Annotated in this window: 18 protein-coding genes; 9 read left to right on the top strand and 9 right to left on the bottom strand. The window is 35.5% G+C overall.

The genetic code is table 11. From position 1 onward, the window contains the following. Positions 1-28: 28 nt before the first annotated feature. From IPK14_00600 to IPK14_00585, 4 genes are all read right to left on the bottom strand, one after another. Positions 29-1,552, bottom strand: coding sequence for a B12-binding domain-containing radical SAM protein (locus IPK14_00600; protein ID MBK7991940.1), 1,524 nt, complete (start codon positions 1,550-1,552; stop codon positions 29-31). Positions 1,553-1,708: 156 nt separating this feature from the next. After that, a complete protein-coding gene (locus tag IPK14_00595) occupies positions 1,709-4,903 on the bottom strand; it encodes a hypothetical protein (protein ID MBK7991939.1) in 3,195 nt (1,064 codons plus the stop codon). Positions 4,904-4,932: 29 nt separating this feature from the next. Further along, entirely contained in the window at positions 4,933-7,587 is a 2,655-nt protein-coding gene (locus tag IPK14_00590) for a hypothetical protein (GenBank protein MBK7991938.1), read from the bottom strand. Positions 7,588-7,792: 205 nt separating this feature from the next. Next, the gene (locus IPK14_00585; protein ID MBK7991937.1) at positions 7,793-9,025 is read right to left on the bottom strand and encodes a serine/threonine-protein phosphatase; all 1,233 of its coding nucleotides are present in this window, start codon (positions 9,023-9,025) and stop codon (positions 7,793-7,795) included. Between the two features lie 262 nt (positions 9,026-9,287). On the opposite strand from IPK14_00585, the gene IPK14_00580 reads away from it, so the two are divergent. The 6 genes from IPK14_00580 to IPK14_00555 all read left to right on the top strand — a co-directional run bounded on the left by IPK14_00580 (position 9,288) and on the right by IPK14_00555 (position 18,905). Continuing rightward, positions 9,288-11,300 (top strand): tetratricopeptide repeat protein, encoded by a 2,013-nt coding sequence (locus IPK14_00580; protein MBK7991936.1) that lies wholly within the window; start codon positions 9,288-9,290, stop codon positions 11,298-11,300. Between the two features lie 21 nt (positions 11,301-11,321). Beyond that, the gene (locus IPK14_00575; GenBank protein ID MBK7991935.1) at positions 11,322-13,139 is read left to right on the top strand and encodes a glycosyltransferase family 39 protein; all 1,818 of its coding nucleotides are present in this window, start codon (positions 11,322-11,324) and stop codon (positions 13,137-13,139) included. A 136-nt stretch (positions 13,140-13,275) separates the two neighbouring features. Beyond that, on the top strand, positions 13,276-13,662 hold the full coding sequence (locus tag IPK14_00570; protein MBK7991934.1) for a DUF1232 domain-containing protein: 387 nt from the start codon (positions 13,276-13,278) through the stop codon (positions 13,660-13,662). 36 nt (positions 13,663-13,698) lie between these two features. Then, positions 13,699-16,362 (top strand): HEAT repeat domain-containing protein, encoded by a 2,664-nt coding sequence (locus IPK14_00565; GenBank protein ID MBK7991933.1) that lies wholly within the window; start codon positions 13,699-13,701, stop codon positions 16,360-16,362. Next, positions 16,334-18,397 carry a HEAT repeat domain-containing protein gene (locus IPK14_00560; protein ID MBK7991932.1) on the top strand — a complete coding sequence of 688 codons (2,064 nt, stop codon included), beginning with the start codon at positions 16,334-16,336 and terminating at the stop codon, positions 18,395-18,397. Before IPK14_00565 ends, IPK14_00560 begins: the two co-directional genes overlap by 29 nt. Positions 18,398-18,407: 10 nt before the next feature. After that, positions 18,408-18,905, top strand: coding sequence for a HEAT repeat domain-containing protein (locus tag IPK14_00555; protein MBK7991931.1), 498 nt, complete (start codon positions 18,408-18,410; stop codon positions 18,903-18,905). A gap of 1 nt (position 18,906) precedes the next feature. Here the strand turns inward: IPK14_00555 and IPK14_00550 are convergent, their stop codons facing one another. From IPK14_00550 to IPK14_00540, 3 genes are all read right to left on the bottom strand, one after another. After that, on the bottom strand, positions 18,907-19,293 hold the full coding sequence (locus IPK14_00550; GenBank protein ID MBK7991930.1) for a septum formation initiator family protein: 387 nt from the start codon (positions 19,291-19,293) through the stop codon (positions 18,907-18,909). A gap of 287 nt (positions 19,294-19,580) precedes the next feature. Continuing rightward, complete coding sequence (locus IPK14_00545) at positions 19,581-19,949, bottom strand: Rieske 2Fe-2S domain-containing protein (protein MBK7991929.1); 369 nt, start codon at positions 19,947-19,949, stop codon at positions 19,581-19,583. A 6-nt stretch (positions 19,950-19,955) separates the two neighbouring features. Next, the gene (locus IPK14_00540; protein ID MBK7991928.1) at positions 19,956-20,453 is read right to left on the bottom strand and encodes a hypothetical protein; all 498 of its coding nucleotides are present in this window, start codon (positions 20,451-20,453) and stop codon (positions 19,956-19,958) included. Between the two features lie 161 nt (positions 20,454-20,614). On the opposite strand from IPK14_00540, the gene IPK14_00535 reads away from it, so the two are divergent. The 3 genes from IPK14_00535 to IPK14_00525 all read left to right on the top strand — a co-directional run bounded on the left by IPK14_00535 (position 20,615) and on the right by IPK14_00525 (position 23,377). After that, the gene (locus IPK14_00535) at positions 20,615-21,985 is read left to right on the top strand and encodes a nicotinate phosphoribosyltransferase (protein ID MBK7991927.1); all 1,371 of its coding nucleotides are present in this window, start codon (positions 20,615-20,617) and stop codon (positions 21,983-21,985) included. 80 nt (positions 21,986-22,065) lie between these two features. Further along, positions 22,066-22,653, top strand: coding sequence for a cysteine hydrolase (locus IPK14_00530; protein MBK7991926.1), 588 nt, complete (start codon positions 22,066-22,068; stop codon positions 22,651-22,653). 37 nt (positions 22,654-22,690) lie between these two features. Beyond that, on the top strand, positions 22,691-23,377 hold the full coding sequence (locus tag IPK14_00525; GenBank protein ID MBK7991925.1) for an NUDIX hydrolase: 687 nt from the start codon (positions 22,691-22,693) through the stop codon (positions 23,375-23,377). 60 nt (positions 23,378-23,437) lie between these two features. Here IPK14_00525 and IPK14_00520 read toward each other — a convergent pair whose 3' ends face one another. Then, a complete protein-coding gene (locus IPK14_00520) occupies positions 23,438-24,007 on the bottom strand; it encodes a hypothetical protein (protein MBK7991924.1) in 570 nt (189 codons plus the stop codon). 63 nt (positions 24,008-24,070) lie between these two features. Beyond that, on the bottom strand, positions 24,071-24,829 hold the full coding sequence (gene larE, locus IPK14_00515) for an ATP-dependent sacrificial sulfur transferase LarE (GenBank protein MBK7991923.1): 759 nt from the start codon (positions 24,827-24,829) through the stop codon (positions 24,071-24,073). Positions 24,830-24,940 lie beyond the last annotated feature (111 nt).

Raw genomic sequence — 24,940 nt, 5'->3', positions numbered from 1 at the left:
CTAGCATTTTGCTATTTTGTATTATTGCTTATTCCTTTTTTCTAGAGTTTTTCCATATGGCTAAAGCTTCTTTTATAAAACCATAAATTATTTGTCTATTTTGGAAGATTAGTTTTAGCCAAGCTTTTTTAGTCATTTGTGGAAAATAAATACCTCTAAAAAAAAGCCGTGCAATAAAATGGCTAATACGGTATTCAATAGGTTTATGGCCTATAGACTCAATTGCTGCCGCGTTACGTTCTGGACTATAAGATTCTTGCCAGGCTTGATTAACTTCTTGCCTAGCTTCGGCAATTGTCATTTTTAGCGGTGTGTGTGCCATTTCAAAAGGTGCAAAATCCATCCAATGTTTAGGACGCGCTAGCCGACCTGCCTTTGCTAGTCTTTCATAAAGTGGAGTAGCGGGAAATGGGGTAAGTTGTCCAAAAACAGGCAACCCCGGCGGCCAAGAGCCAATTTGCTCCAGCGTACGTTCAGCCACGCCCAAAGTGTCATTATCCATACCAAAAATAAAAGAAGTAATTGCATAAACATTCCGCTCAGCTAATCTATTAAGCACAGTAGAATATTCATCAGGTTTACTAAATCCTTTATTAACATCTTTCATATTAATTGGATCTATTGATTCCATACCAATAAAAATCCATTTACCACCAGACTCAGCAATAAGATCTACTAATTCTTCATCACGTAATAAATTAGCACTAATTTGAGCTACCCAAGGAAGCTGTGCATTAGCACTAATAATATCTCTTAGTAAAGATTTAGTACGTTTGACATTAATCGCTAAATTATCATCAATAAAAAAGACAGCAATTTGTCCTTTTTCTTTCCTTGCACGCCTTTTAAGCATTAAAAGTTCTTCAACAACACTTTCATTAGTACGAAAACGGATAGAATCACCAAAAAACCCTGTTACAGTGCAAAACTCACAACCATAAGGACAACCTCGTCCTGTTTCAATTGGTACAACATGAAAATTTCCCCATCCAGTGCCTAAACGTTTTAATAGCGGTCGGAAAAACTTAGGGACAAGGTTAAATTGTTTTAAGTCTAATGTGTCCCAAGGAATAATTGGATAAGGTTGGAGACTTGGCTTTTTATCTTTGCCTTTTATATCTATTTCTGGCTGGTAAATATCCTTAAGTTGTCCATTAGCAACATCTCTAAGAATAATCGGCCAAGTTTCATCGGCTTCACCAAGAGCAACTGCATCTGCATGACGCACTCCACCATTTCTTCCTAGAGCTTCATCTGGCACTTCGCTAACGTGTGGCCCTCCCATAACTACAAGTATGTTTGCAGCACGAAGTGCATCAGCCATACGATAAGCTTTAGCAATCATTCTAGTCATTGCACCTATTCCAACAAGGTCAATTCCTTTTTCACGAACAAATCTTACTAATTCTTCTTCATTCATTGCATGAGTATTACCATCTACTAATATAACTTCATGTTCTGGGGGGGTAAGTGATTGTAGAAGAAACATCCATAGGTGAGGCATAAAATTACGTGTTACGCCATTATCAGGGTTATAAAGCAGTATTTTCATGTTGTATTCCTAACTGTTTATAGTTGATTTTAAACAGTTAGAGTACAACTATTTATAATTAACTATGTACCTAGCACCAAAATAGCACTGGTATTTAAGTTTTAGAAATAGGTGCTAATAACTAACACCTATTTCTATTAAAGTTTCGATATTTTCTTAAAAATTAAAGGTAAAGCTTGCACTTGCAGTGTTGCTATTAATAACAACTACTCGGTTAGCACCTTTGACAAGACTTAGTTTTTTCTTATTACCTTTTAAGCTAATTGAACTCTCAGTTTGCTGAGTAATTCTTGAGCTAATATCTTGTCCATTAACCGTAACTCTTGCTCCACCTGAACCAAATCCTTTACCTGTTATTGTTAGATTTGGCTTAACAAATGCTACATTATTAATTGCTGTTGCAGGATCTATAATCACGTCAAAACTAGTTTGTTCAGTTAATCCAGCACTATCAGTTACTATTACTACTACTGTCCCACCTTGAGTATCTGTTACTTTAGGAGCAATTAGTATTGTTCCGCTTCCATTACCATTATCTTGTAAGCTAACAAACCTTAAAGTTGAACCAATACTTAATCTTAAGCCTGTATTACCATCAGGATCACTAGCAGAAACACTAACCGTTTGTGTATTACCTGCTTGAACTGTTTGATTGGCAATAGACATAATTGTTGGAACTTGATTGGCTCTATTAACTGTTAAAACGGCTGTTTGAGTTTTAACAATTTGCCCTGATGTCCCAGTAATAGTAATTGTTATATCTCCCGCCACAGTGTTAGATGTAGTATTTACAGTTAAAGTAGTGTTGCCGCCTGGCAAAATACTACCAGCAGCTAAACTTGTTTGAACGGTTGTTTGATTAGTAGTAGCAGCTAAAGCAATTGATTGATTAAATCCTCCAACGCCTTGGCTATTAATTGTAAAAGTAGCATTGCTTCCAGCCGTTACACTTTGATTTGCAGGGCTAATAGCTAGAGTAAAGTCTTGTGCTTGTGGAGGAGGTGCAACATTAAGTTTTGTTTCATACATTCCACGTCCATGAGTTGCTAGACGTAAAATTCCTAGTTTTCCATTTACATCAATATCAAAAACTGCAACCATTGGCATGCCAGGAACAAGCCGCCAACTTTTACCACTATCTACCGTTTCAAATAAACCAAGGTCAGTGCCAACAAAAATATTATTAGAATCATTAGGGTTAATTGCTAAAGCATTAGCTGGAACATCTGGTAAATTTGCGCTAATATCCTGCCAACTACCCCCGCCCTTTGTACTCTTAAAAACATGTCCTGTGCGAAAACCTGATAAAGACACATAAACCGTGTTTGCATCTTTTGGATCTGGAGCTACATCACTAATATATCTTTGTGGTAAGTTTTCAGTAACATCTTGGAAAGTAGCTCCATCATCTTTGCTGGTAAAGACTGCCCCATCTGATGAACCTGTATAGATTACTGGTGCGCCTTTAGCAATACCAATAGCTGAAATAGCTCTGTTAGTTTGTCTAGTTAAACGCCCACTTATTGAAGACCAACTTTCACCTTTATTAGTCGTGCGATAAAGTCTAAATGTTCCAAAATAAAGAGTATCTGGTTTATTAGTATCTAGCTCAAAAGGCGCGTAAAACAATACATCATCAGTTTGGTTAATTCCGCTACGAACAACTCGCCAGGAACCTAAAACACCGCCAGAATCCGATCGGGCTGGGCCAATAAAGCCTCGTACATTAAAATAAGTATGATACATAGTACCAGGGTTAAACTGGTCAATTCTGGCAAACCCTCCATCCCCATCATCAGAGTGTTGCCATTCGGCTGTCCCGCTAAATAGATTTGTACCGTTATCTTGTGTTCCTCCAATAGTAATAGTTGGGTTTGTTGGATGAATAGAAACACTTTGAAATTGAGTTAAACTTAAGTTCCCATTAATGTTAGTAAAAGTATTTCCACCATCTGAGGTTGTCCAAATACCTCCATCACTACCTACAAACATCCGTCTTGGATTTCCAGGGGTAAAAATTATTGCATGGAAGTCTACGTGTGTATTTCTGCTAATATCAACCCAATTTTGCCCTCCATTAGTACTACGATAAATTCCTACACCACCAAAATAAACATTGTCAGGATTGCTTGGATCAACTTCTAAAACCTGATCATAGCTACATTGACAAGTAAAATCACCTTGTGGTTTACCTACTTTAGCCCAAGTATTTCCACCATTATCAGACCTATAAATATCTAAAATATCTCCTGTAATTAAGCTTTCAAAAGAAGCATAGACAATATTATTATTTGATCGAGCTACAGCAACATCTGGCCGTCCAAAATCTCTAGTTGGAAGTCCACCAGACAATTTAGTCCAGCTAGTTCCAGCATTTGTGGTCTTAAAAACTCCTTCACCCTCTAAAGTAGCGTAAATAATATTACTATTATTGGGATCCATCTCTATATCATAACCAAAAGCACCAATAGAACGGCTAGTAGTTATATTTAAGCTAGGATTAAAGGTTTGTCCACCATCTATAGATTTATAAATCCCATTAACGGCAATTTGTGGGTTAGTGCTAGATCCTATACCAGCAAAGCCAACTGTGCTTGAAACATAAAGAACATTTGTATTTCTAGGGTCTATAACAATTTTATTAAAACCACAGCCTGCAAAAGTATTAGCAGCAAATTGTCGCCAAGTACTACCACCATCAGTAGATTTTAGGATACCCATACCAAAAAATGTATCCCCTGAAAGATTTCCCTCTCCCGTGCCTGCATAAATAATATTAGAATCAGATGGGTCAATAGCAATTGCACCTACTGCTTGCGTTGGAGCATTGTCAGTTAAAGGTGTCCAACTCTGTCCAGCATTAGTTGTACGCCAAACACCCCCTTGCGCTCCACCCAAGTAAATTGTATTAGTATTGCGAGGATCTATAGCTAAACTTGTTACTCTTCCAGTTACATTTCCTCTAACATTGCCCTCTGTTTGACCATTAATAATTGGTGCTGGCCCAATAGCTTTTAGTGGTTCTGTTATATTTGAGGCAAATTTGGCTGGATATTTAACCTTATCAGCCTCTATTTTTTGAACTCCTTCTAAATGTTTCTCTAAAGGAATGGAATTAAAAGGAAAAGCACGTTGTTGATAAAAATGCGCTCCACGTTTTTTAGATAGGTCTAATTTTTCTAATTCGTCATGTGAAAATAAATCTTGAAAAGATTCTTTTGCTTTTTCAGCAATTTTTCTTTCAGGGTAGCTTTTACCTCTTTTTTGGGATTGCGCCTCAACTTGCCATTGCCAAGTTATTGATATTAATAAACCTAATATAAAAAATATTAGGCACTTCTTTTTATACATCTTTCACCTCATAAGTAATTTTGCAAATATTAAAAATTAAAAGTAAAGTTTGCTGCTGCACCACCGCTATTTGTAACAACTAGCTGATTAGCACCTTTAACAAGATTAAGCTTCTTTTTATTACCTTTTAGAGTAATTAAGCTATCTGATAGTTGCGTAATTTTTGAGCTAATATCTTGTCCATTAACTACAACTTTTACTCCACTTGTTCCAAATCCTGACCCTGTTATAGTAAGGTTAGGTTTAGCAAATACTGCATTGTTAATTACTACATTGCCACTTTGAGCAATATTAATTTTTGTTTCATATATTCCACGACCATGAGTAGCAACACGAAGAATGCCAAATCTTGCGCTTAAATCCATATCAAAAACCGTAACCATTGGCATACCAGGAACTAATTGCCAGTTTTTGCCTCCATCCATAGTTTCAAATAAACCAAGGTCAGTACCAACAAAAATATTATTAGAATCTGTAGGGTTAATTGCTAAAGCATTAGCTGGGATGTCTGGTAGATTCCCACTAATGTCTTGCCAACTACCTCCGCCCTGTGTGCTTTTGAAAACATGCCCTGTACGAAAACCTGATATAGATACATAAACCGTGTTTGCATCTTTTGGATCTGGCAAGATTTCAGAAATATATCTGTTAGGTAGATTATCTGTTACATTTTGAAATGATGCTCCATTATCTTTACTAATAAATACTGCCCCATCCGTTGAGCCTGTATAAATTGCACCATTTACTTTTGAGACTCCAATATTGGAAATAACATTTGGAGTATTTCTAGCAAGCCTTTGGCTAATTGGTGTCCAGCTAACTCCTTTGTTAACTGTGCGATAAAGACGAAATGTTCCAAAATATAGTGTATTAGCTTTACTTGGGTCTAATTCTAGTGGCGCATAAAACAAAACATCATCATTTTGATTAATTCCACTACGAGCATTGACCCAGGTATTAAAAGCCCCTGCTGAATCAGAACGTAGAGGCCCAATTAAAACACCTGGTAAATTAAAGAAAGTGCTATACATAGTGTTAGGATTCATTTGATCTATCCTAGAAAATCCTCCATCACTATCTAAGACATGTACCCAAGTATTTGTGCCATTATAAAGATTTGTTCCATTATCTTGAGTTCCTCCAATAGTAATATTTGCATTAGTTGGATGAATGGAAACACTTTGAAATTGGGTTAAGCTTAAGTTATTGTTGATGTTAAGCATAGTATCACCACGATCTTCAGAAATCCAAACCCCCCCGTCATTACCTACAACAATTCTACGTGGATTACCTGGAGTAAGAGCTATTGCATGATGGTCAACGTGTACATTTACACCTATTTCAACCCAGCTTTGACCTCCATTATCACTACGATAAAGTGAGACACCTCCAAAATAAACTATATTTGGATTAGTAGGATCTACTTCAATAAAGTTATCATAGCTACATTGACAAATATTTCCAAAGGCATTAGCAAAAGGTTTAGTTACTGAAGACCAGCTATTTCCACCATCAGTAGACCTAAAAATATTAAGTAAATCATCTGAACGTGAATCAGAAAAAGAAGCATAAAGAATAGATGGATTACTAGCAGCAATTCCTATATCAGGACGACCAAAACCAGTAGAAGGAAGCCCACCTGTTAATCTAGTCCAATTAGCTCCACTATCAGTAGTTTTGAAAATTCCTTGTCCATTGATTGTTGCATATAAAACAGCAGGATTATTTGGATCCATTGCTACATCAAAAACCGTGCTACCTGAAGCAGCAGCAGTAGTAATTCTTAGTGAAGGAGTAAAGCTTTGTCCACCATTAGTAGATTTGTAAACTCCGTTAATTGCCAAAGTAGGGTTAACACCTCCAGAAATTCCAGCAAACGCGCTAGCAATACCAGCATAAATAACATTGGTGTTACTTGGGTCTATTACTACTTTATTAACAGCACGTCCAACAAAATCATCTACTGCTAGATTTTGCCAGGTTTGCCCTCCATCAGTAGATTTTAGGATACCCATCCCAAAAAATGAATCTGCTGAAAAATTTCCTTCTCCCGTTCCAGCATAGATAATATTAGAATTTGTTGGGTCTATTGCAAGTGAACCTATAGCTTGCGTAGGTGCATCATCTGTTAGGGGTGTCCAACTTTGACCACCATTGCTAGTACGCCAAACGCCTCCTTGCGCTCCTCCTAAGTAAATTATATTAGTATTTTTTGGATCTATTGCTAAGGCAGTAACTCGCCCAGTAACATTTTGACGTTGACCATTAACCGTTCCACTACCAGCAGGTGCTAAAGTTCGACCATTGGAAATAGGAGCAGGGCCAATAGCTTTTAGTGGTTCTACCAGGTTACTACTAGCTAGAGCTTTTATATTATTTTCTCTAACTTGTCTGATAGCTGATAGGCGTTGATCTGAAGGTAAATACTTAAAAGGGAATATTCTTTGACGGGAAAAATGTTTAGAACGTTCTTTAGCTAAATCTAATCCTTCTAATTCTGCTTCAGTAAAAAACTCTGTAGCATTTTGTTTATCTTTACTTTGTTTAGCTAATTTTTTTGCTGCTCTAGCGCGTTCAGATGGGCTTTGTTTAGATTGTGCTTGGGTTGATAAAATTTGAAGATTTGAAATTATTAGTATATTTGTTAGTAGTAATAGACAGAAACCTAACCACTTTGTTTTCATCAAAAACCTCATTTAGCAATAATTATTGGTATGTTGTTTGTGGGACAAAGATAAAAAAGTGGTTAATTTTAATAAATCTTTAATAGTTTGGAAAGTAGATTTATCAACTTAAAGTATATTAACTAGAGTAACTAATTGATAAAAAACCGACATAATGCTAGTTCTTAAGCACGTATTTATTAAAAGTAAAATTTTTGTATATTAATTATTTTTTATTGCCAAAAGTTTTTATTAGTTCTCTTACAGCATCCCTAGCTTTATTTAAGCCATCTACGCCTTCCTTAACTTTATTAAGTACATTTGGGAGTTCTATAAAATTTACATTTTGAGCAGCAAACCAATCAGAAGCTTCCTGGGTTTGATCGGCCTTAAATTCTAAAATCTGATGACAATAATCTAACCACTCTAGAAGCTTTTCACTCTCATCTTTAATTATTTCAGCATTAGGAAAGCTAGCTAATGAGTCAATACTTTGTGCTTTTCCTGAAGGGTCTTGGTTATTAGCACCATAATAGCGTTCAATAATAGAAGAGTTACCTAATAATTGTGTTCGTTTATGAGTTTTTTCTGTATTTTGTTCTGGATTAAAACTAGAAAGTGTTTGGAGCATTCCTGTTAAGCCTTTAACGTCTTTACTAATTTCTAGTCCGGCTCCAGCAAATTTAGCAATAATTACAGTAATGTTATCTTGTCCTCCACGCTGTTTAGCAATATCAACTAGTTTTTGACAAGCTAGATGAGGCTCCATATTTTCACTAAAAAATAACATTTCTCCTGTAGTAACTAGATTAGAAAGACCATCTGAACAAAGTAGCAGTGTGTCTCCTTGTTTAATTTGAAACATAATAACAGCTACTTGAACAGCATCTTGGGCACCGATGGATTGTAAAATCACATTTCTACGTGGATGTTCTACAGCATCTTCTGGTTTTAATAAACCCTTAGCAATTAATTGAGCAACAAAGGATTGATCTGTAGTTACTTGTTTGATGTTAGCTCCACGAATTAAATAAGCTCTACTATCCCCAACCTCTGCAATATAAGCTTGGTCATCTTCAATTAAGGCTGCGGTTACAGTAGCACCCATGCCTTTTAAGTGCGGTTGTGTTTCCCCTTCTTGCCAAACAACATGATTAGCTTCTTCTACTGCTGCAATCACTCGGTCATGAGGAGAAATATTACGTGACATTCTCATTAAAGCGTCTTTTACAGACAAAACTGTTAATTCACTAGCTAGTTCACCATATTCAGCCCCACCCATACCATCAGAAACAACTAGAAGCAAAGCATTTTCTCCTACTCTATGTGTAGTTTCACACCAAGAAGGTAAGCTTTGACCCGCAACCAGGTCGGCTAAAATAAAATTATCTTCATTGTTCTTACGCACCATACCAACATCAGTAATTGCCGCTATAGTACAAGTTATTGTGCTGTCCATAAACAATGCTCCCAATGTTTTTTAGTCTGTTGAAAATTATAGTGGCACAATTAATATTGCTAGTGTTTGCTAGATTGCCAACAGCAATTTATTATTAGTCTATATTTTAGCTGGTAGTTATTTAGAGAAAACTAGACATCATAATAAGCTGATAACTAACTAGAGTAAAGTGTAAAATTTACATTGTTGAAAAGAAAAGTTTATTTTTAATAAACTATGTTCTTACTACCAACTAAAATTTTTTCTAAACATAATAAACCCCATGAAAAACTTTAAATTAAAACTTTTGCCTTTTTTATTAATTTTCCTTTTAACAGCATTGTGTTTCTATAATTCTTTAGCTGGTGATTTTGTACTTGATGACACTTTTACCATTGTAAATCATGAATTAATAAAAAGCTTGACAACAATTCCTAAACTCTTTACTAGCAACTATTGGGGTGACCTCTACCCTACTGGCCTTTATCGCCCTTTGACTAGTTTAACCTATGCTTTTAATTATGCTATGGGAGGTCTTGACCCCTGGGGTTATCATTTAGTTAATTTATTACTTCATGCTTTTAACAGCCTTGTAATTTATTGGCTAGTAAAACGTTATACTTCAAAAGATACTTTAGCACTATTTACTGCTCTGATTTTTACAGTCCATCCTATTCATACTGAAGCTGTTAGTAATATTTCTGGTCGTGCAGAACTCCTTACAGCTACTTTTGCTCTACTATCCTGGGCAAGCTACTATTTAAGCAAAGAAAACTCTCAATACTACTTACTTTCTTTACTACTTTATTTCTTCTCACTAATTGCAAAAGAAAGCGGTATTACTCTTATAGGTGTTTTAATATTATCAGATATTTGTAAATATTGGCCTTCTTGGTCTATAAAAAAGTTACTTAAAGGCTATACAGGTTATTTAGCCGTAGCAGGCGTTTATATAGCTATCCGCATCTATGTGTTAAATAATTTAGGTATGCCAGATACATGGATTTATTGGCGTGGAATAGGCTTTAGTACTAGGTTTTACACTATGTCTTTAGCTTTTATTAAGTATTTTCAATTGCTAGTTTGGCCTAGTGATCTGGTTGGAGATTATGATTTTAGCCAAATTCCTAAAACTTCTAGCCCTAATTTATGGGTAATCTTATCGTTGTTAGTAATACTTACTACACTATCTACAGGTATTTATTTACTTTGGAAAGAAAGACTAACAGCTTTTGCAATATTATTTTTCTTTGTTACTATTAGTATTGTTTCTAATATTTTTATTCCAACTGGAATTATTATAGCTGAACGTCTACTATATTTCCCTTCTATAAGTATTTGTCTACTTTCAGCAACAGGACTTTACTGGCTTTACTCAAAAGAAGATAAACTTAAATATTTAGCAGTATTTTTTCTTACTATAATTATTATTGCTTCAGTAATAAGAACTTATTACCGTAATATTGATTGGCTTTCTAGCCGTAACTACACAGAGTCATTAGTACGTATTGCACCTAATAATATCAAAGGTCTTGGAGCAATGGCTTTAACTTATGTAGGCGAAGGAAAATATTTAGAAGCAGAAAAATTACTACTACAAGCTATTGAAATTGCACCAGAAAAAGCCACAGCTAAAGGAATGCTAGGACATGTTTATTATTTACAGGGTCGTTATGATGAAGCCATAGCATTAATTAAAAAAGCTATTGAAATTTTTCCTGATAATGACCCTTCTCAAAGCTATCTTTATATTGATTTATCAAGAATTTATCAAAAGCGTAAAGACTATAGTTTAGCAATAGAAGCAATGCAACAAGCCATCCGACTATCTCAACCTGATGCACTACTTCATCAAGAGTTAGCTACATTATTTTTTGAAACAAATGATTTAGCTAATGCCAAAATAGAACTAGAACAGGCTGTTAGTATAAGTCCTGCCTTAGCAGAACCTCATTATAATTTAGGTATTTTGCTAAACACATTAAACCAGCCTCAAGCAGCATTTGAGCATTTGCGCCTTGCAACAGAACTTGAGCCAAACAATGCTATTGCCCGTAATTGGTATGGTAAAGCTTTACTTGGACAAGGGAAATTTGCTCAAGCCATAAATGAATTTACTGAAGTATTAAAATTATTAACGCCTAAAAATAGTTTAGAGGCAGAAACCTACAATAATCTTGGGGTGGCATATAGTCAAATGCAACGCTATAATGAAGCTCGCAAAGCCTTTGAAAAAGCCCTAAGCATTGATCCAAATTATATTAATGCAACAAAAAATTTGGCTCGTCTTGATTAGTTAAAAGCTAATTAGCCATTTATGTCACATATAAACAACCAAGAAAATCTACCATTACATGTTTTTGAGAAATTTGGCCTAGCTCTTTTAGCTGGACTATTAGTTTTTTTGGTAGTTCTTTCTTTAAGAGTTAATGTACATTACTATGATAGTTATGAGTATATTAATAATGCTAGGCAATTAGTAGGTATTCAAACCCGTTATGATATACCCCGTCCACCTTCTTTTTCTCTTGTGCTACTACCATTTGCATGGCTAGCTAAAGTCTTAGATTCAAAAGCCATTATTGAACGTTCCCCATATTTTATAATGACAACAGCTGGTTTTGGCTGTCTTTTAATATTTTGGCAAATGTTACGTAAGCTTATTGCTAGAGAATTTGCTATGCTAGCAACATTGTTACTTGCTTTTAATGCTATGTTTTTGCACTACTGGATTTTTCTTATGCCAGAAGTGTTTGCTTGCTTTTTAATTATGGTTTACTGGCAAGCTGTCTCTAAAGAACGTTACCTTATAGCAGCAATTGCTCTAGGGCTAATCTTTAATTTGCGCTATCAGCTTCTACCTTTAGGTGTTTTAGGTGTTCTTTACGCTGTTGCAACTGATAGAAGTAATTGGGCAAAATTAATTAAAAATTGGGCATTTGTGGCTTTTATCTCTTTAGTGATATTGCTAGGCTTCCATTACGTAGCAATTACTTGGGGAGCAAAAATAGATTTTAGTGGGGGTATGAAATATCTTACAAGCTGGTTAGATAGCCTATATTTAGGTGTTAGCCAAACTAAAGACCGAGGCAGTTATATTGATTCTGTTGCAATTGAGTTAGCACATTTATTTTATCATGTTACTGCTCCTATATTAATAATTGCTCTAATAGGAATGCTTAAGGCTATTTATTGTAGAGAAAAGTTAGATTGGATATTTTTACTTTGGTTTTGGGGCGTTTACTTAACACTTTCACTAATACTTGTTCCTACTCGTAAAGAACCTCGCTACTATACAGTTGTTTTACCACCTATTTATTACTTTTTTGCTAATGGCTTAAGCATAGTTTGGCCGTTTTTAACACAACGTCTACAAGAAGCTAATAAAGTATTACGTACTAGTTTACTAGTAATTTTTTCTTTAGCTCTATTTAGCCCTGCAATAGTAAAAGCTCAAGCAGAAATTATACGCCTTTGTGATAGTAGTTATACTAGAACAACTGGTCATGACATAGCTAATATAATTAAGCCAAATTTAGATGATAACAAAACTGTTTTTTGGATTGGCGGCTATTATACTATTGTTCCTGAAAATTATCTGTTTCACCCTTCAGAGCGATATTTCTTTTTTAATTTATTTTCTAATGCTTTAAGTTTTTATTTTGATCGTCTATGTCTTTTTAATTACACAGAAGAATTTATTTATAAAGGTGCTGTTGGTTCATATGCGGTTATAAATAAAAGTGATTGTATGGATTGTTTTGAAAATACATTTTCGCCTCCTAAGCCTTTAACCATTCATAAAATAGAGCGTCAAACTAAGTATTTCCTTAGTGGAAAACCTTTAACTAAATTAGAAGGAAATTTAACTACCTCATTTGCAATTTTTAAATCAGAATTAGGCCAAGAGCTTTATGTAACAGAAAACACAAGCAGTTTATTTATTGATAACCAACTAGATCAGCCTGATGCTATAGTTCAATTTATTTATATTGGCGAACGTTTGCCTTTTTACCCAGAACCATCACTATTTGGACTACCTCACCAAACCCCAATAACTGCTAGACGTAAACTTGCTAATATAGATTTTATTTTGGTGACAGAATTATCACCTACACTTGGTGAAGTTCGTTAATTAATCTAAAATTAGCTAAATTTATTTTTTAAGGAGTTCTTATGTCGAACGTAATTCCCTACGATCCTAAAGATCGTAAACAAGCTAAGTCCTGGATGCGTTCAGCAATAACCTTTTACCCAATTTACTTAAATTGATGTATAAGTTACTTACTGATTCAAGAGTTTCTAAAGCTGATAAAACCGTCCTTTTAGCAGTAATTGTCTATGTCATCACCCCACTTGATTTTATCCCTGATTTTTTCCCTTTTATTGGTCAAGTAGATGATATGTATTTAATAGCAATTTCTATTTTAAGGTTAATTAATCGGGCATCAGATGAAGTAGTAGAAGAACATTGGGACGGTTCAATTAAGATTAAATCTTTAGTTACAACAATTTCCAATCTAGCTAGCTTCTTTTTACCAAAACCTGTACGTAATTTGTTAGTAGGAAATTTAGATAAGCCAGCAGAAATAACAGACATTAGTTCATATATGGAAAAGCGCGAAGCTGTAGAAGCTCCTAAAAATCCACAAAAGTAAATTTAACTTATTTATCACCTAGATTTGAGGTCAGTCATGAGGACATCAAGAATAATTATTTGTTTATCAATTTTGCTGCTCTTTTTAATTCCAAGTTTTAGTTATGGACAGCAAAATAATGAAAATCGTCGCGCTCAATTATTAAAAGACATTCGTTCAGAAGATCGCCGTATTCGTCGTAAAGCTGCCGAGGATCTAGGCCGATTAGGTGATGAACAAACCATTCCAGCACTTGTTTTTACTCTTAAAGACCCAGATCAATTTGTAAGTGCTGCTGCTGCACTTGCACTAGGTGAAATTAAAGATAAACGTGCTATTGACCCACTAATAGAAATCCTGCGTAGTAGCAATATTGAAACCCGTGGTGCTGCTGCTGTAGCTCTAGGTCGTATTGGCGACAATCGAGCAATAACATCATTGTTACCATTATTAAATGATATAGAAGCCTATCCTCGTTCTTCTGCTATTAGTGCATTAGGTCGTATTGGAGATAGCAGCGTTATTAATTCCTTAACAAATATTTTAGTAAAAGATGCTGACGCTCAAGTACGTACTGCTGTAGCTGAGGCTTTAGGCCGTATTGGAGATAAAAAAGCAGCAGAACCATTAATTAAAGCCTTAAAAGATAGTAATAATTATGTACGCACAGCTTCAGCCGTTGCACTTGGTGAAATTGCTGGTGATACTGCTACAGTAGCTTTAATTGAATCCTTAAAAGATCCAGACCGCCTAGTTCGTTCTGCTGTAGCTGAATCTTTAGGACGTGTCCAAGACCTTAGAGCCGTCCGACCATTAATTGAGGCTCTAGGCGATCCAGATCAATTTGTTCGTACTAATGCCGCTTATGCCCTAGGTCGTTTAGGAGATCGTCAAGCTGTTGAACCTTTAATGGATGCTGTCCATTTAGATGATGCTCGTGTAAAAAACCGTGCTATTGATTCATTAGGAACCATTGGAGATGCTCGCGCACTTCCAATTTTAATTGATAGCCTACAAGATAAAGACCGTGTTGCTCGTAGTAGCAGTGCAATAGCTTTAGGTAAAATAGGGGATAAACGCTCTGTTGAACCATTAATTCGCGCCCTAGCTGACCCTGACAGCAACACCCGCCGAGCTAGCGTAGAAGCTTTAACTAAAATAGCTGATCAACGAGCCTTTGAATCTATTGCTAACCTAATAAAAAACGATAATGACCCAACAGTAAAGAGTAGTGCTATTAATTCTGTTGCTAAACTTGGTGGTGTACGCGCAATTGAACCTTTGATGGAAATTTTCCAAGGTAAATCTTTAGAACTTCGTAACCAAGCGGCTATAGCACTTGCTCAAATTCAGCGTCCAGAAACAGTTAATGCAATACTAAGTCTAATGCCTCAAGTAGATCTAGCTAATATAAATAATTTACGTTCGCCTTTGTCGCTATTTTTCAAAGAAGCTGGAAATGAGGCTCTTGATCAGTTAAATCTAGCCTTAAAAGATAGTAATGTTGCTACCCGTCAGCAAGCTTTACTGTTATCAGCAATTCTAGCTGACAGTAGTTCTAGCCAAAATTTAATTGCTGGTCTAAAAGATCAAAGCTCTGAAATACGTGCTTTAGCAGCATTTTTACTAGGTCGTAGCCGGGATTTACGTTCTGTTAATGCTCTACGTGAAGCTTTATCAGACCAAGAAGCTACTGTGCGTTCACGCGCTGGAGAAGCATTAGATTTAATGGGAGTACAAAAATATGAGCCTCCTAAAGTTATTTCTGATGCTAATGCACTTGCTAAAGTAGATAATGTAACTACAGACAAAACCTTAGTTGATAACTCTATTAATACTCAATTAAAACAGCCTCCTCAACCATTACCAGAAACACCAAAAACCACTTTATCGCCCACAGTTTCAGCTAATCGCACAAATAGTATTCCTACTATAGTAAATGGCATTGATACAAGTAGAGTTCCGCTTCCTCCAGCAAAAACTAGCGATAATAAAGACTTAGTAGTTACTAATAAACCTTCTACTGTTAATTTACCTAAAGAAGAAATAAATCAAACTGCACAAACTCTAGAAACTCCTAGCAATACAACTACAGCAACTAACCCTAATAAAAATAATAGTCCTGTTAACACTCAACTAAACAATAGCAATAATTCAAATAATTCTGTAGCTGTAAATAACTCTAATAATTCAAATAATAATTCTATAGAAACAAATAAAAATTTAACTATTAATCCTTCAGATAAAAATGAAATTAAAGTTAATAAAAATGAGATCAAAAAAGTTGAAGAAAATAATGAAATTGCTCGTTTAGAAACTACTGAAATTACTAAACCAGTTTTACCTAAGCCCAAACCTAATTTAGTAGCTAAAAATGAAACTGCAATGATTTCTTTGCTTGAAAAATTACTTAAAGAACAAAATCTTTATGCTGGAAGAAAAGGAAATTTTGCTGACTTACAAACATTAATCGATGAAGGAACTTTAGAAGATGAAATTGCCAATGGTGAAATTAACGGTTATGAATTAACACTTTATATTAGTCCAGCAACTAAAAAGCGTGCAGCTAAGTTCTTTATTATTGCCACACCTAGCAAATATGGAGAAAGTGGAGAAAGATCATTTTTTATGGATGAAACAGGAATAGTACGCGCTAACCAAAATAATATTGCAATACAAGTAGGACAAGTTTATGGCAGTTGGAATCAAATCAATAATTAATAAATCAAATGTTTTCTTATTTTGTTCATGCCTAGTTTTAGCAACAACTCTTTCTTTTTCTAGTAATGCTTTAGCGCAGAGTAAAGCTACTAAGAAAAATAACAAGGCTGAACCAATAAAAACTGTTAAAGAAGCAGTTAAAGAGACAAAAGAAATTCCAATTCAAGAAAATAAACCGGCTGAAATTGACCCCATTAGCCAATTTGAAAGCGATGTAGCAGAGCAAAGAGTTACAGCACTAAATAAATTACTTACTGACAATAACCCACAAATAGCTGATTTTATTACTCGTGCATTAAAAGATATTGATTGGTTAGTGCGAGCTAATGCACTACAAGCAATTGCTAGGTTAGACGTTAAACAACGGTCTAAATTGTTGCCAAAAATTATAGAAGCTAGCAAAGATTCTTATTGGTTTGTACGAGGCAGCGCAACAATTGCCATAACAGAACTAGCCCGCCAAAAACATCCATCAGAACAAGCCTTTATCCAACAAACATTTAACTTACTTATCGAACTTCAATTAGATAGCCATCCTTTTGTGCGTAAACAAAGCATTCCAGCCATTTTAGCTGTCAACCCCAAAGAAGCTATTAAATTTATTGCTCCACTACTTACAGATGAAAATAGTGATGTAGAATGGCTTTCGGCTATTACATTAGTAAAAATAAATGATAAGCAAGCTGTAAGTTATCTTCATAATGCACAACAGTTAAAAAGAACTTCTAGCCATATTTATGCTAGTGCATTATATCATTTTGGGGAAAAAGATTTCCTCCCAATTTTGTTAAGCAATTTAGATAAAGTAGATATTGCGCTAAAACGTGAACTTATCCATATCCTTTGTCAAGCAAATGACTTACAAACTGTTGAGGTTTTAACAAAAACCTTAAAAACTTCTCTTGCAGAAGATCCAAGAGATGAAAAAATAATTTTTGAAATAATCCCCACACTAAGCAAATTACCTAGTCCAACAAGCTTAGAAATTCTAAAAACTTTACTAGTAGATCCAGACCGTAAAGTTCAACTATCAGCAATTCAAGCATTATCCGACACAAAAAATCCTAAAGTAGTAGCAGTTTTAATTGGACAACTTTTATTAGCTCGTGATAGAGAGTTTGGAGATAGTTTAGTTAAAGCAATTTCCACATTCCAACAAGTAGAGACTGTTGATGCACTTTTTAAGGTTCGTAAAGATGAAAATGGAAAAAACCGTCCAGCAATAGACTTTGCTTTAAGCAAAATGGGAATAACCATTGATAATTTATCGCTAGCAATTAGAAGCGGTAAAACTCCTAATTGGCAAACACCCCGTGCTGCTGCTCGTTGGCTTGCAGCATTAGGTGTTCCATCAAGCTTAGAACCTCTAGTAGCGGCACTTAATCATCCTGATGTACAGGTAAGAACAGAAGCAGCACAAGCTTTAGGAATGTTTGGCGACCGTGCAGCGATTGAGCCATTAATTGCACTTTTAGCAGACCCAAACCCAACAGTAAAAGAAGCTACAGTTGAAGCATTAAAAACTTTAGGGATTAATTCAGAAGCTATTACAGCTAGACTTAACTCTACAGATTGGCGAGTGAGGGCCGATGCTGCAAATCTAGCTGGTAGAATGGGAATAAAAGATGTTGTTCCACTGCTTGTTGCTAATGTAGAAAGCGGTGAAATTTCTGCTCGACTAGAAAGCATCAATGCTTTAGCAAAATTAAAAGACAGCCAAGCCACTAAAGCTTTAATTGCTGTTCTTGAAGATGAAAATGCAGCAATTCGCGCTACTGCTGCTGTTGCACTTGGAAATCTTGGAGATGAGCAGGCTGCTGAACCCCTAGTAAAAATGCTTACTAGTTATGATGTAGCCCTTGGAGCTTTAGCAGCAGATTCATTAATTAAACTTTCCTCCAATAACGCAACACCAGCATTAATTAAAACCTTGTCTTCTCGTAATTGGAGAGCTAGAGCGCAAGCAGCAAGAATACTTGGGCATTTACGCCCACTTAGTGCTATAACAGCTTTAATTAGATCGTCGGGGAACTAATCGTTATGGTGTGGCTCGTGCTTTAGCAACTATTGGTAATAATTCTGTTGATGCACTCTGTCAATTACTTACTGACACTGACGAATCTTTAAGAATTTTAGCTGCTAATGTACTAGCCGAAATTGGCGATAAACGAGCTATTGAGTCATTAGTTAATGCTTTAGGAGATGATCGTTTTATTGTTCGTTCAAGTGTAGCAGTTGCAATAGGAAGAATGGGGGAAGAAGCCTTAAATCCTGTCTTAGATTCGCTACAATCAAAAAATTCACCTCAACGACGAGCAGCAGCAGCATTAGCACTAAAAAATTTGGGGCTACGTCAAGCAGCCCCAGCCTTAGTGTTAGCTTTATCCGATAAAGAGGATACAGTAAGAGCTAATGCCGCAGACGCATTAGCAACAATAGGAGACACAAGCGTTTTAGCAGCTTTAACAGCTATTGCCAAAAATGACCGTGCTGATACCGTTAGAGCCGCTGCACAAAGAGCTATTAATGAAATTCAAAGATAATCTACTTCTTTAACAAAGAAGGTTTCTTTTGTGCTGTTGGGGTTAGAAAAATTACTGTCTCACCAGCAGCAACCATTCCTGCTTCACGAGCTAGGGTTTCTACTGTTCGTGGATCTTTTTCAATAGATTCTATTTGACGTGCTAGTCTAGCGTTTTCTAATTCTAGTTGCTGTATTTCTTCGCTAACTTGTTGATGATTAACTTTTGCTTGAGCTAATTCATTACGTGTATGAACATTTAAAGAATAGCAAAGTCCTGTTGCAGCTAGTAAAACCATCGCTACCCAAACATAAGTGGGGATTTTTAGGGCAGAAACCACTTGATCAAGTGTTAACTGCATTGTGGATTTAAAATCCGTTACTAGGGAAGTATTTGCTACCCGGTTCAAAGCTCACCTCCAAAAGTTTGTCCTAATAAATATATTAAGTATTTTAATCTTAGATAGATTATTTTTATAGATTAACTGTATATTTTTGCTTATTGGATTATCGTCTAATTGATTTGCTCTAGTTTTAGGAATGAGCATTTAAGGGGCATCTGACGATAATGCGAATTTAGCACGAGCGATCATGTCAGTGCAACAAGTTTTTCCTTGTGAACAACTTCTGAGATGTAGTTAAACTATTAGCTCAACTATTTTGCTAAAATTTTATTAAAATAAGCTAGATAATTTACTTATACCCAATCCTCAAATTCACCTTCGTTTTCCTCGGAAAGCTTATTAGGTAAGTAAAAAGATTCTCCAACTATTTTTAATGGAAACACCCTAACAAATGAATCATTTAAAGGTTTTTTACATTTGCCATCACCTAAATCAAACTCCCAATTATGCCAAGGACAAACTACAGTTGTGCCTTCTTGATAACCATTACTTATAAAAGTCCCCATATGAGGACAAATATCTTCTATTGCATGATAATTTTTTCCATCAAAGTAGATCGCAATTCTATAAGTATCATGCACAATTACTAGTGGTTGTCCTTCTAAAACTGCTACTAGATTACCTACTTTTACATACCCTGAAAGATCTTCTCTATAATCCATAAAATTTTATGATTTTTCCTGTTGATTGTATAAATAAGATATTAATGATTCTGCTGTTCTACCAGATGCTACTGTACCAGATGAATAACCTTCTCCATAATACATCACTTCCCATTCCCTTAAAGTTAGTTTTGGATCCTTCGCTAAGGCAATAATCAAAGGTGTTTCCTGGTAGTCTGTACCTATTAAAACATTGTAAATAACAAATATATTGTCAAATATTTCCATCTGCCCGTAATACCAAACATTTCCAAACCCAAACCAACTTTTATTTAATTCCTCATAACTATGTGTATCTAAATAACTTTCATATATTGAACACTTGTTTTTATCAAAAAAACTGCTAGTATAACTACTTTTTTTAACCTTTACATAACTATCTGGTAAGTTGTTATCTATTACCTCTCTAAGTCTCTTAGCATCAGATGGCTCAAATTTAGCTATAAAAATAGCATCTGGGCCATTTGACCCTAAAGCCCAACGCCAGTGAAGTAACTCGTCCATAAATTCTCCTTTCTATCAAATTTTATAAAACTGTGTTTCTAATGCAATATTACCAGTTGCTTTTGGATAAATATTAATTTATTTTGATTTGTGATTTTTTTCACTTGACATAAAATTTAGATAGTGTAATCTATACACTAATTAAATCAAGGAGCAATAAAATGTCTGTTGAGCAATTTAGCAGTAGTTTAATGACGGATCTTTATCAACTAACAATGGCAGCCGGATATTTTACACATGGACAAAACCAACAAGCAAGTTTTGAATTATTTGTTCGACGAGTAGCAAAAAACCGTAACTATTTGGTTTCTGCTGGGTTAGCACAATCTCTTAACTATATTCTTAATCTACGTTTTAGCTCATCAGATATAGAATACTTAAAATCTTTAACTGTATTTCAACATGTAAAGCCAGAGTTTTTTGATTATTTGCGTGATTTTCGTTTTAGCGGCGATGTGTGGGCAATGCCTGAAGGAACTTTGGTTTTTGGCAACGAGCCAATTTTGCGAATTACTGCCCCTTTGATTGAAGCTCAAATATTAGAAACTTATTTGCTTTCAACAATAAATTTTCAAACTTTAATTGCAACTAAAGCAGCAAGAATTGTTACAGCCGCACAACAAGACGGTAAAAAACGTGCAGTTTTAGAATTTGGCACACGTCGCGCCCATAGTCCCTTTGCTGGAACTTATGCCGCACGTGCAGCTTATTTAGGTGGGTTTGCTGGTACTTCAAACTTAGCAGCAGGTCAAAGTTTTGGGATTCCTGTTTATGGAACAGCCGCACATGCTTGGACTTTAGCTTTTGGCGATGAATTAACAGCATTTAGGAAGTTTTATCAAGTCTTCCCTGACACAAGCACTTTATTAATAGATACTTATGACACATTAGCAGGTGCTAGAAATGCTGCAAAAATCGGCACGGGTGTTAAAGGTGTAAGAATTGATAGCGGTGATTTAGCTGCCCAAAGCTTTGAGGTAAGAAAAATTTTAGATGAATCTGGTCTTAATCAAACCAAAATTGTTGTTAGCGGAGACCTAAACGAACACTCAATTACAGAACTAGTTAAAGCTCAAGCTCCTGTAGATACTTTTGGCGTTGGTACAGAACTTTCAACTTCTCGTGATCTACCTGCTTTAGGTGGGGTTTACAAACTAGTAGAAAAAACTAATTCTGACGGTAGCCGTCAATTTACTGCTAAATTTAGCTCAGAAAAAATTACTCTGCCAGGATCTAAACAAGTCTTTCGCCACTATGACCAAGATGGAAAATATTTATCCGACACAATTGGACTTGCTGATGAAAAAACTCCTGATAATAGCCATCCTTTACTTGTTGAAGTAATTAAAAATGGTGAATTAACCGATGCTGGAAAAGTTGATTTAACAACTTCACGAGCTTATCTAGCTGACAGCCTAAGCAAATTACCTAGTAAATATCATCATTTTACCGAACAAGCTATTTACCCTGTAGCTATTAGCGACGCGCTAAATAATCTGTTAGCACAGGTTAAAGCTAATTATCTTAAATAACTTTTGGGAACGTGGACATCTTGTTCGCATGCGGGAGAGACTCCCGCCCTCCCATTTTAATTAAATATGGAGAAAGTTTTATGGCTAGTAGAAAAATGGTTTTTGTTGACATTGATACACAATTTGACTTTATGGATCCTAAAGGAACGCTTTTTGTTCCTGGTGCGCCGGAAATTAATGCTAATCTAGCTAAATTAGTTACTTATGCACAAAAAGAAAATATCCCTGTTGTAGCTTCTGTAGATGCTCATCCAACAGATGATCCAGAATTTGCGCAATTTCCTCCTCATTGTGTGCGTAACACTGCGGGCCAAGAAAAAGTCGCTGCAACCTACATAGCCACTGCAACAGTTATTTCAGCAGAAAAACAACCTTTAAAAATAGAAAATAATGCTATTGTGTTAGAAAAAACTATTTTTAGCGTGTTTGGTAATGAAAACGCTGAAGCTGTTTTTCGTGAGTTAGATGCGGAAAAATACTTTGTTTTTGGTGTTGCTACTGATTATTGTGTAAAAGCTGCTGTTTTAGGGCTGTTAGAGAGAGGTTTTTCCGTTGCAGTAGTCGAAGATGCAATCAGCGGTGTTACTCCTGAAACTAGTTTAGCTGCACTTGATGAAATGAAACTTGCAGGAGCAGAATTTGTTCGCACCCTAGATTTAGTTAATTAAATCAATAGCTTAGGAGTGTTTTTTGCAGAAAAGTCAAATTGTTTCTAAAGATAACCAAGATAATTTTGTTCCAGCACTAGAAGATCGCCCCTCTGTAACAGTAGATATAATTATTTTTACTGTAGATAGCAAAGACTTAAAAGTCTTGCTAATTAAACGCAAAATCGCACCTTTTAAGGGTATGTGGGCAATTCCTGGCGGCTTTGTACGTCATGGAGAAACTTTATCAGAAGCCGCTAAACGGGAATTAAACGAAGAAACCAACGTTACAGATATTTACCTTGAACAACTTTATAGCTTTGGTGATCCAGGTCGTGATCCTCGTGCCTGGGTCATTACGGTTGCTTATTTTGCTCTAATTGGCTCTGATAAATTAGAACTTAGAGCCGCTACAGATGCAGAAGAAGTTGCATGGCATTCAATGTATAAGTTGCCAGAACTTGCCTTTGATCATGAAAAAATCCTTAAATATGCTCTTGAAAGACTTAGAAATAAATTAAGCTATACTACTGTAGGATTCCAACTTTTACCACAAAAATTTACTTTAACCGAATTGCAACGAGTTTATGAGATAATCTTAAACCGTCCAATAGATAAAAGAAATTTTCGTAAAAAAATTCTTTCTGAAAACATGCTAACTGAGTTGCAAGAAACTAAAATGGATGGGATTCATCGCCCTGCTAGGCTATATAAATTTGCTGGAAATGATTTAGATAACCCATAACCCATAGACTATAGATCTCAAGAAAAAGATTTTGATATTCTAAAAGCTGAATTCCCTATTTCATAGGGAATTCAGAACTTCATCTGTCGAAGTATTTATCTTTAACTCTATAGCTTTATTCAACTTATCTTTAATTGCTTCTACTTGATCTTCGGTGTGATCTTGACGCAAATGTATATCATTTATGCTACTTTGGACATAACGGCGATGAGCCTTATATTCACCTTCTAAACGAGCAAAACCTTGGCTTGTTTCTGAGTGAAATTCATCAACTATACGACGAAGGTTTTTAATCCCGCTTCGCATATTATTTTGAGTGCTTTGCACCATATCAACTTTGGTTTCTATTCTGTTTATATCGCGGCGCAATTCTTTAACTTCAGTATCCACTTTCGCTTCTACTTTCTTTATATCACGGTGCAATTCTTTAACTTCAGCATCCACTTTCGCTTCTATTCTGTTTACATCACCGCGTAGTTCTTTAATTTCCATTATAACTTGGTCAAGTTTAGCCTCAAACTTATCTTGCCTTGCCTCAAACTTATCTTGCCTTGCCTCAAACCTATCTTGCCTTGCCTCTAAGTTAGTAAATTTTTCTAGTAATAATTTGATTGCTTCATCGCTTGTCATTGTGGTCTTTCCTCGCTTTCTAAACTTAAAAAGTCATTTATAATAGGTTGCTATTAATTACTGTTATTTTAAAGCTTCGTTCATTGCTCCAGTACGATAGCCTTCTAAATCTAAAGTTACATACTTAAAACCAAATTCCTTAAATGCTGGATGTATTTGAGCAATTATTGTTGGATTAAGTGCTTTTGGTAGCTCATCTATAGCTATTTCTATTCGTGCAAGATCTCCATGATGACGAACTCGGCAAACTTGAAAACCTAATTTATGTAAAAAATGTTCCCCTTGATCAATTGTAGATAATTTTTCTTTAGTGATTTGACTACCGTAAGGTACTCGTGAAGAAAGACAAGCTGACGCTGGTTTATCCCAAATATTAATGCCAGCACGACGCGCCATAGCCCGAATATCAGCTTTTGTCATTTCAGCTTCAATTAGAGGTGAACGAACGCTTAAATCTCTAGCCGCCTGCATACCGGGCCGGTAATCTCCAATATCATCTTTATTATTTCCATCGCAAACAAAAGCAAAACCTCGCTCTTTTGCAATTTCTGTTAGCTTAGTAAAAAGTTCATTTTTGCAGAAATAGCAACGATTAGGTGGGTTATTAAGATAATTTTCGTTTTCCATTTCTTGAGTAAAAATAATTTCATGTCTGATTTTGTAGGTTTCTGTAAAACTAACTGTTTGAGGCTTTTCTTGCTCGGAATAGCTCGCACTATCACCCGTTATTGCTAAAGCATTTTCTCCTAATTCTCTAGCAGCAATGTAGCTAAGATAAGCACTATCAATGCCGCCAGACAAAGCAACTATAACGGTTTTCATCCCCCGCAAAATAGTTTTTAATTTTTCTTCTTTAGCCTCGGCATCTTTAGGCTCGCCAACAAAATCAAAAATAGGTAATTTTTTACTCACAATTTTGCCCTCAAGAAATAA

Source organism: Blastocatellia bacterium, from assembly GCA_016713405.1.
GTDB lineage: Bacteria > Acidobacteriota > Blastocatellia > Chloracidobacteriales > JADJPF01 > JADJPF01.
The sequence above is the reverse complement of the archived record's forward strand: the minus strand, read 5'-3'. Positions and strand labels throughout refer to the sequence as shown.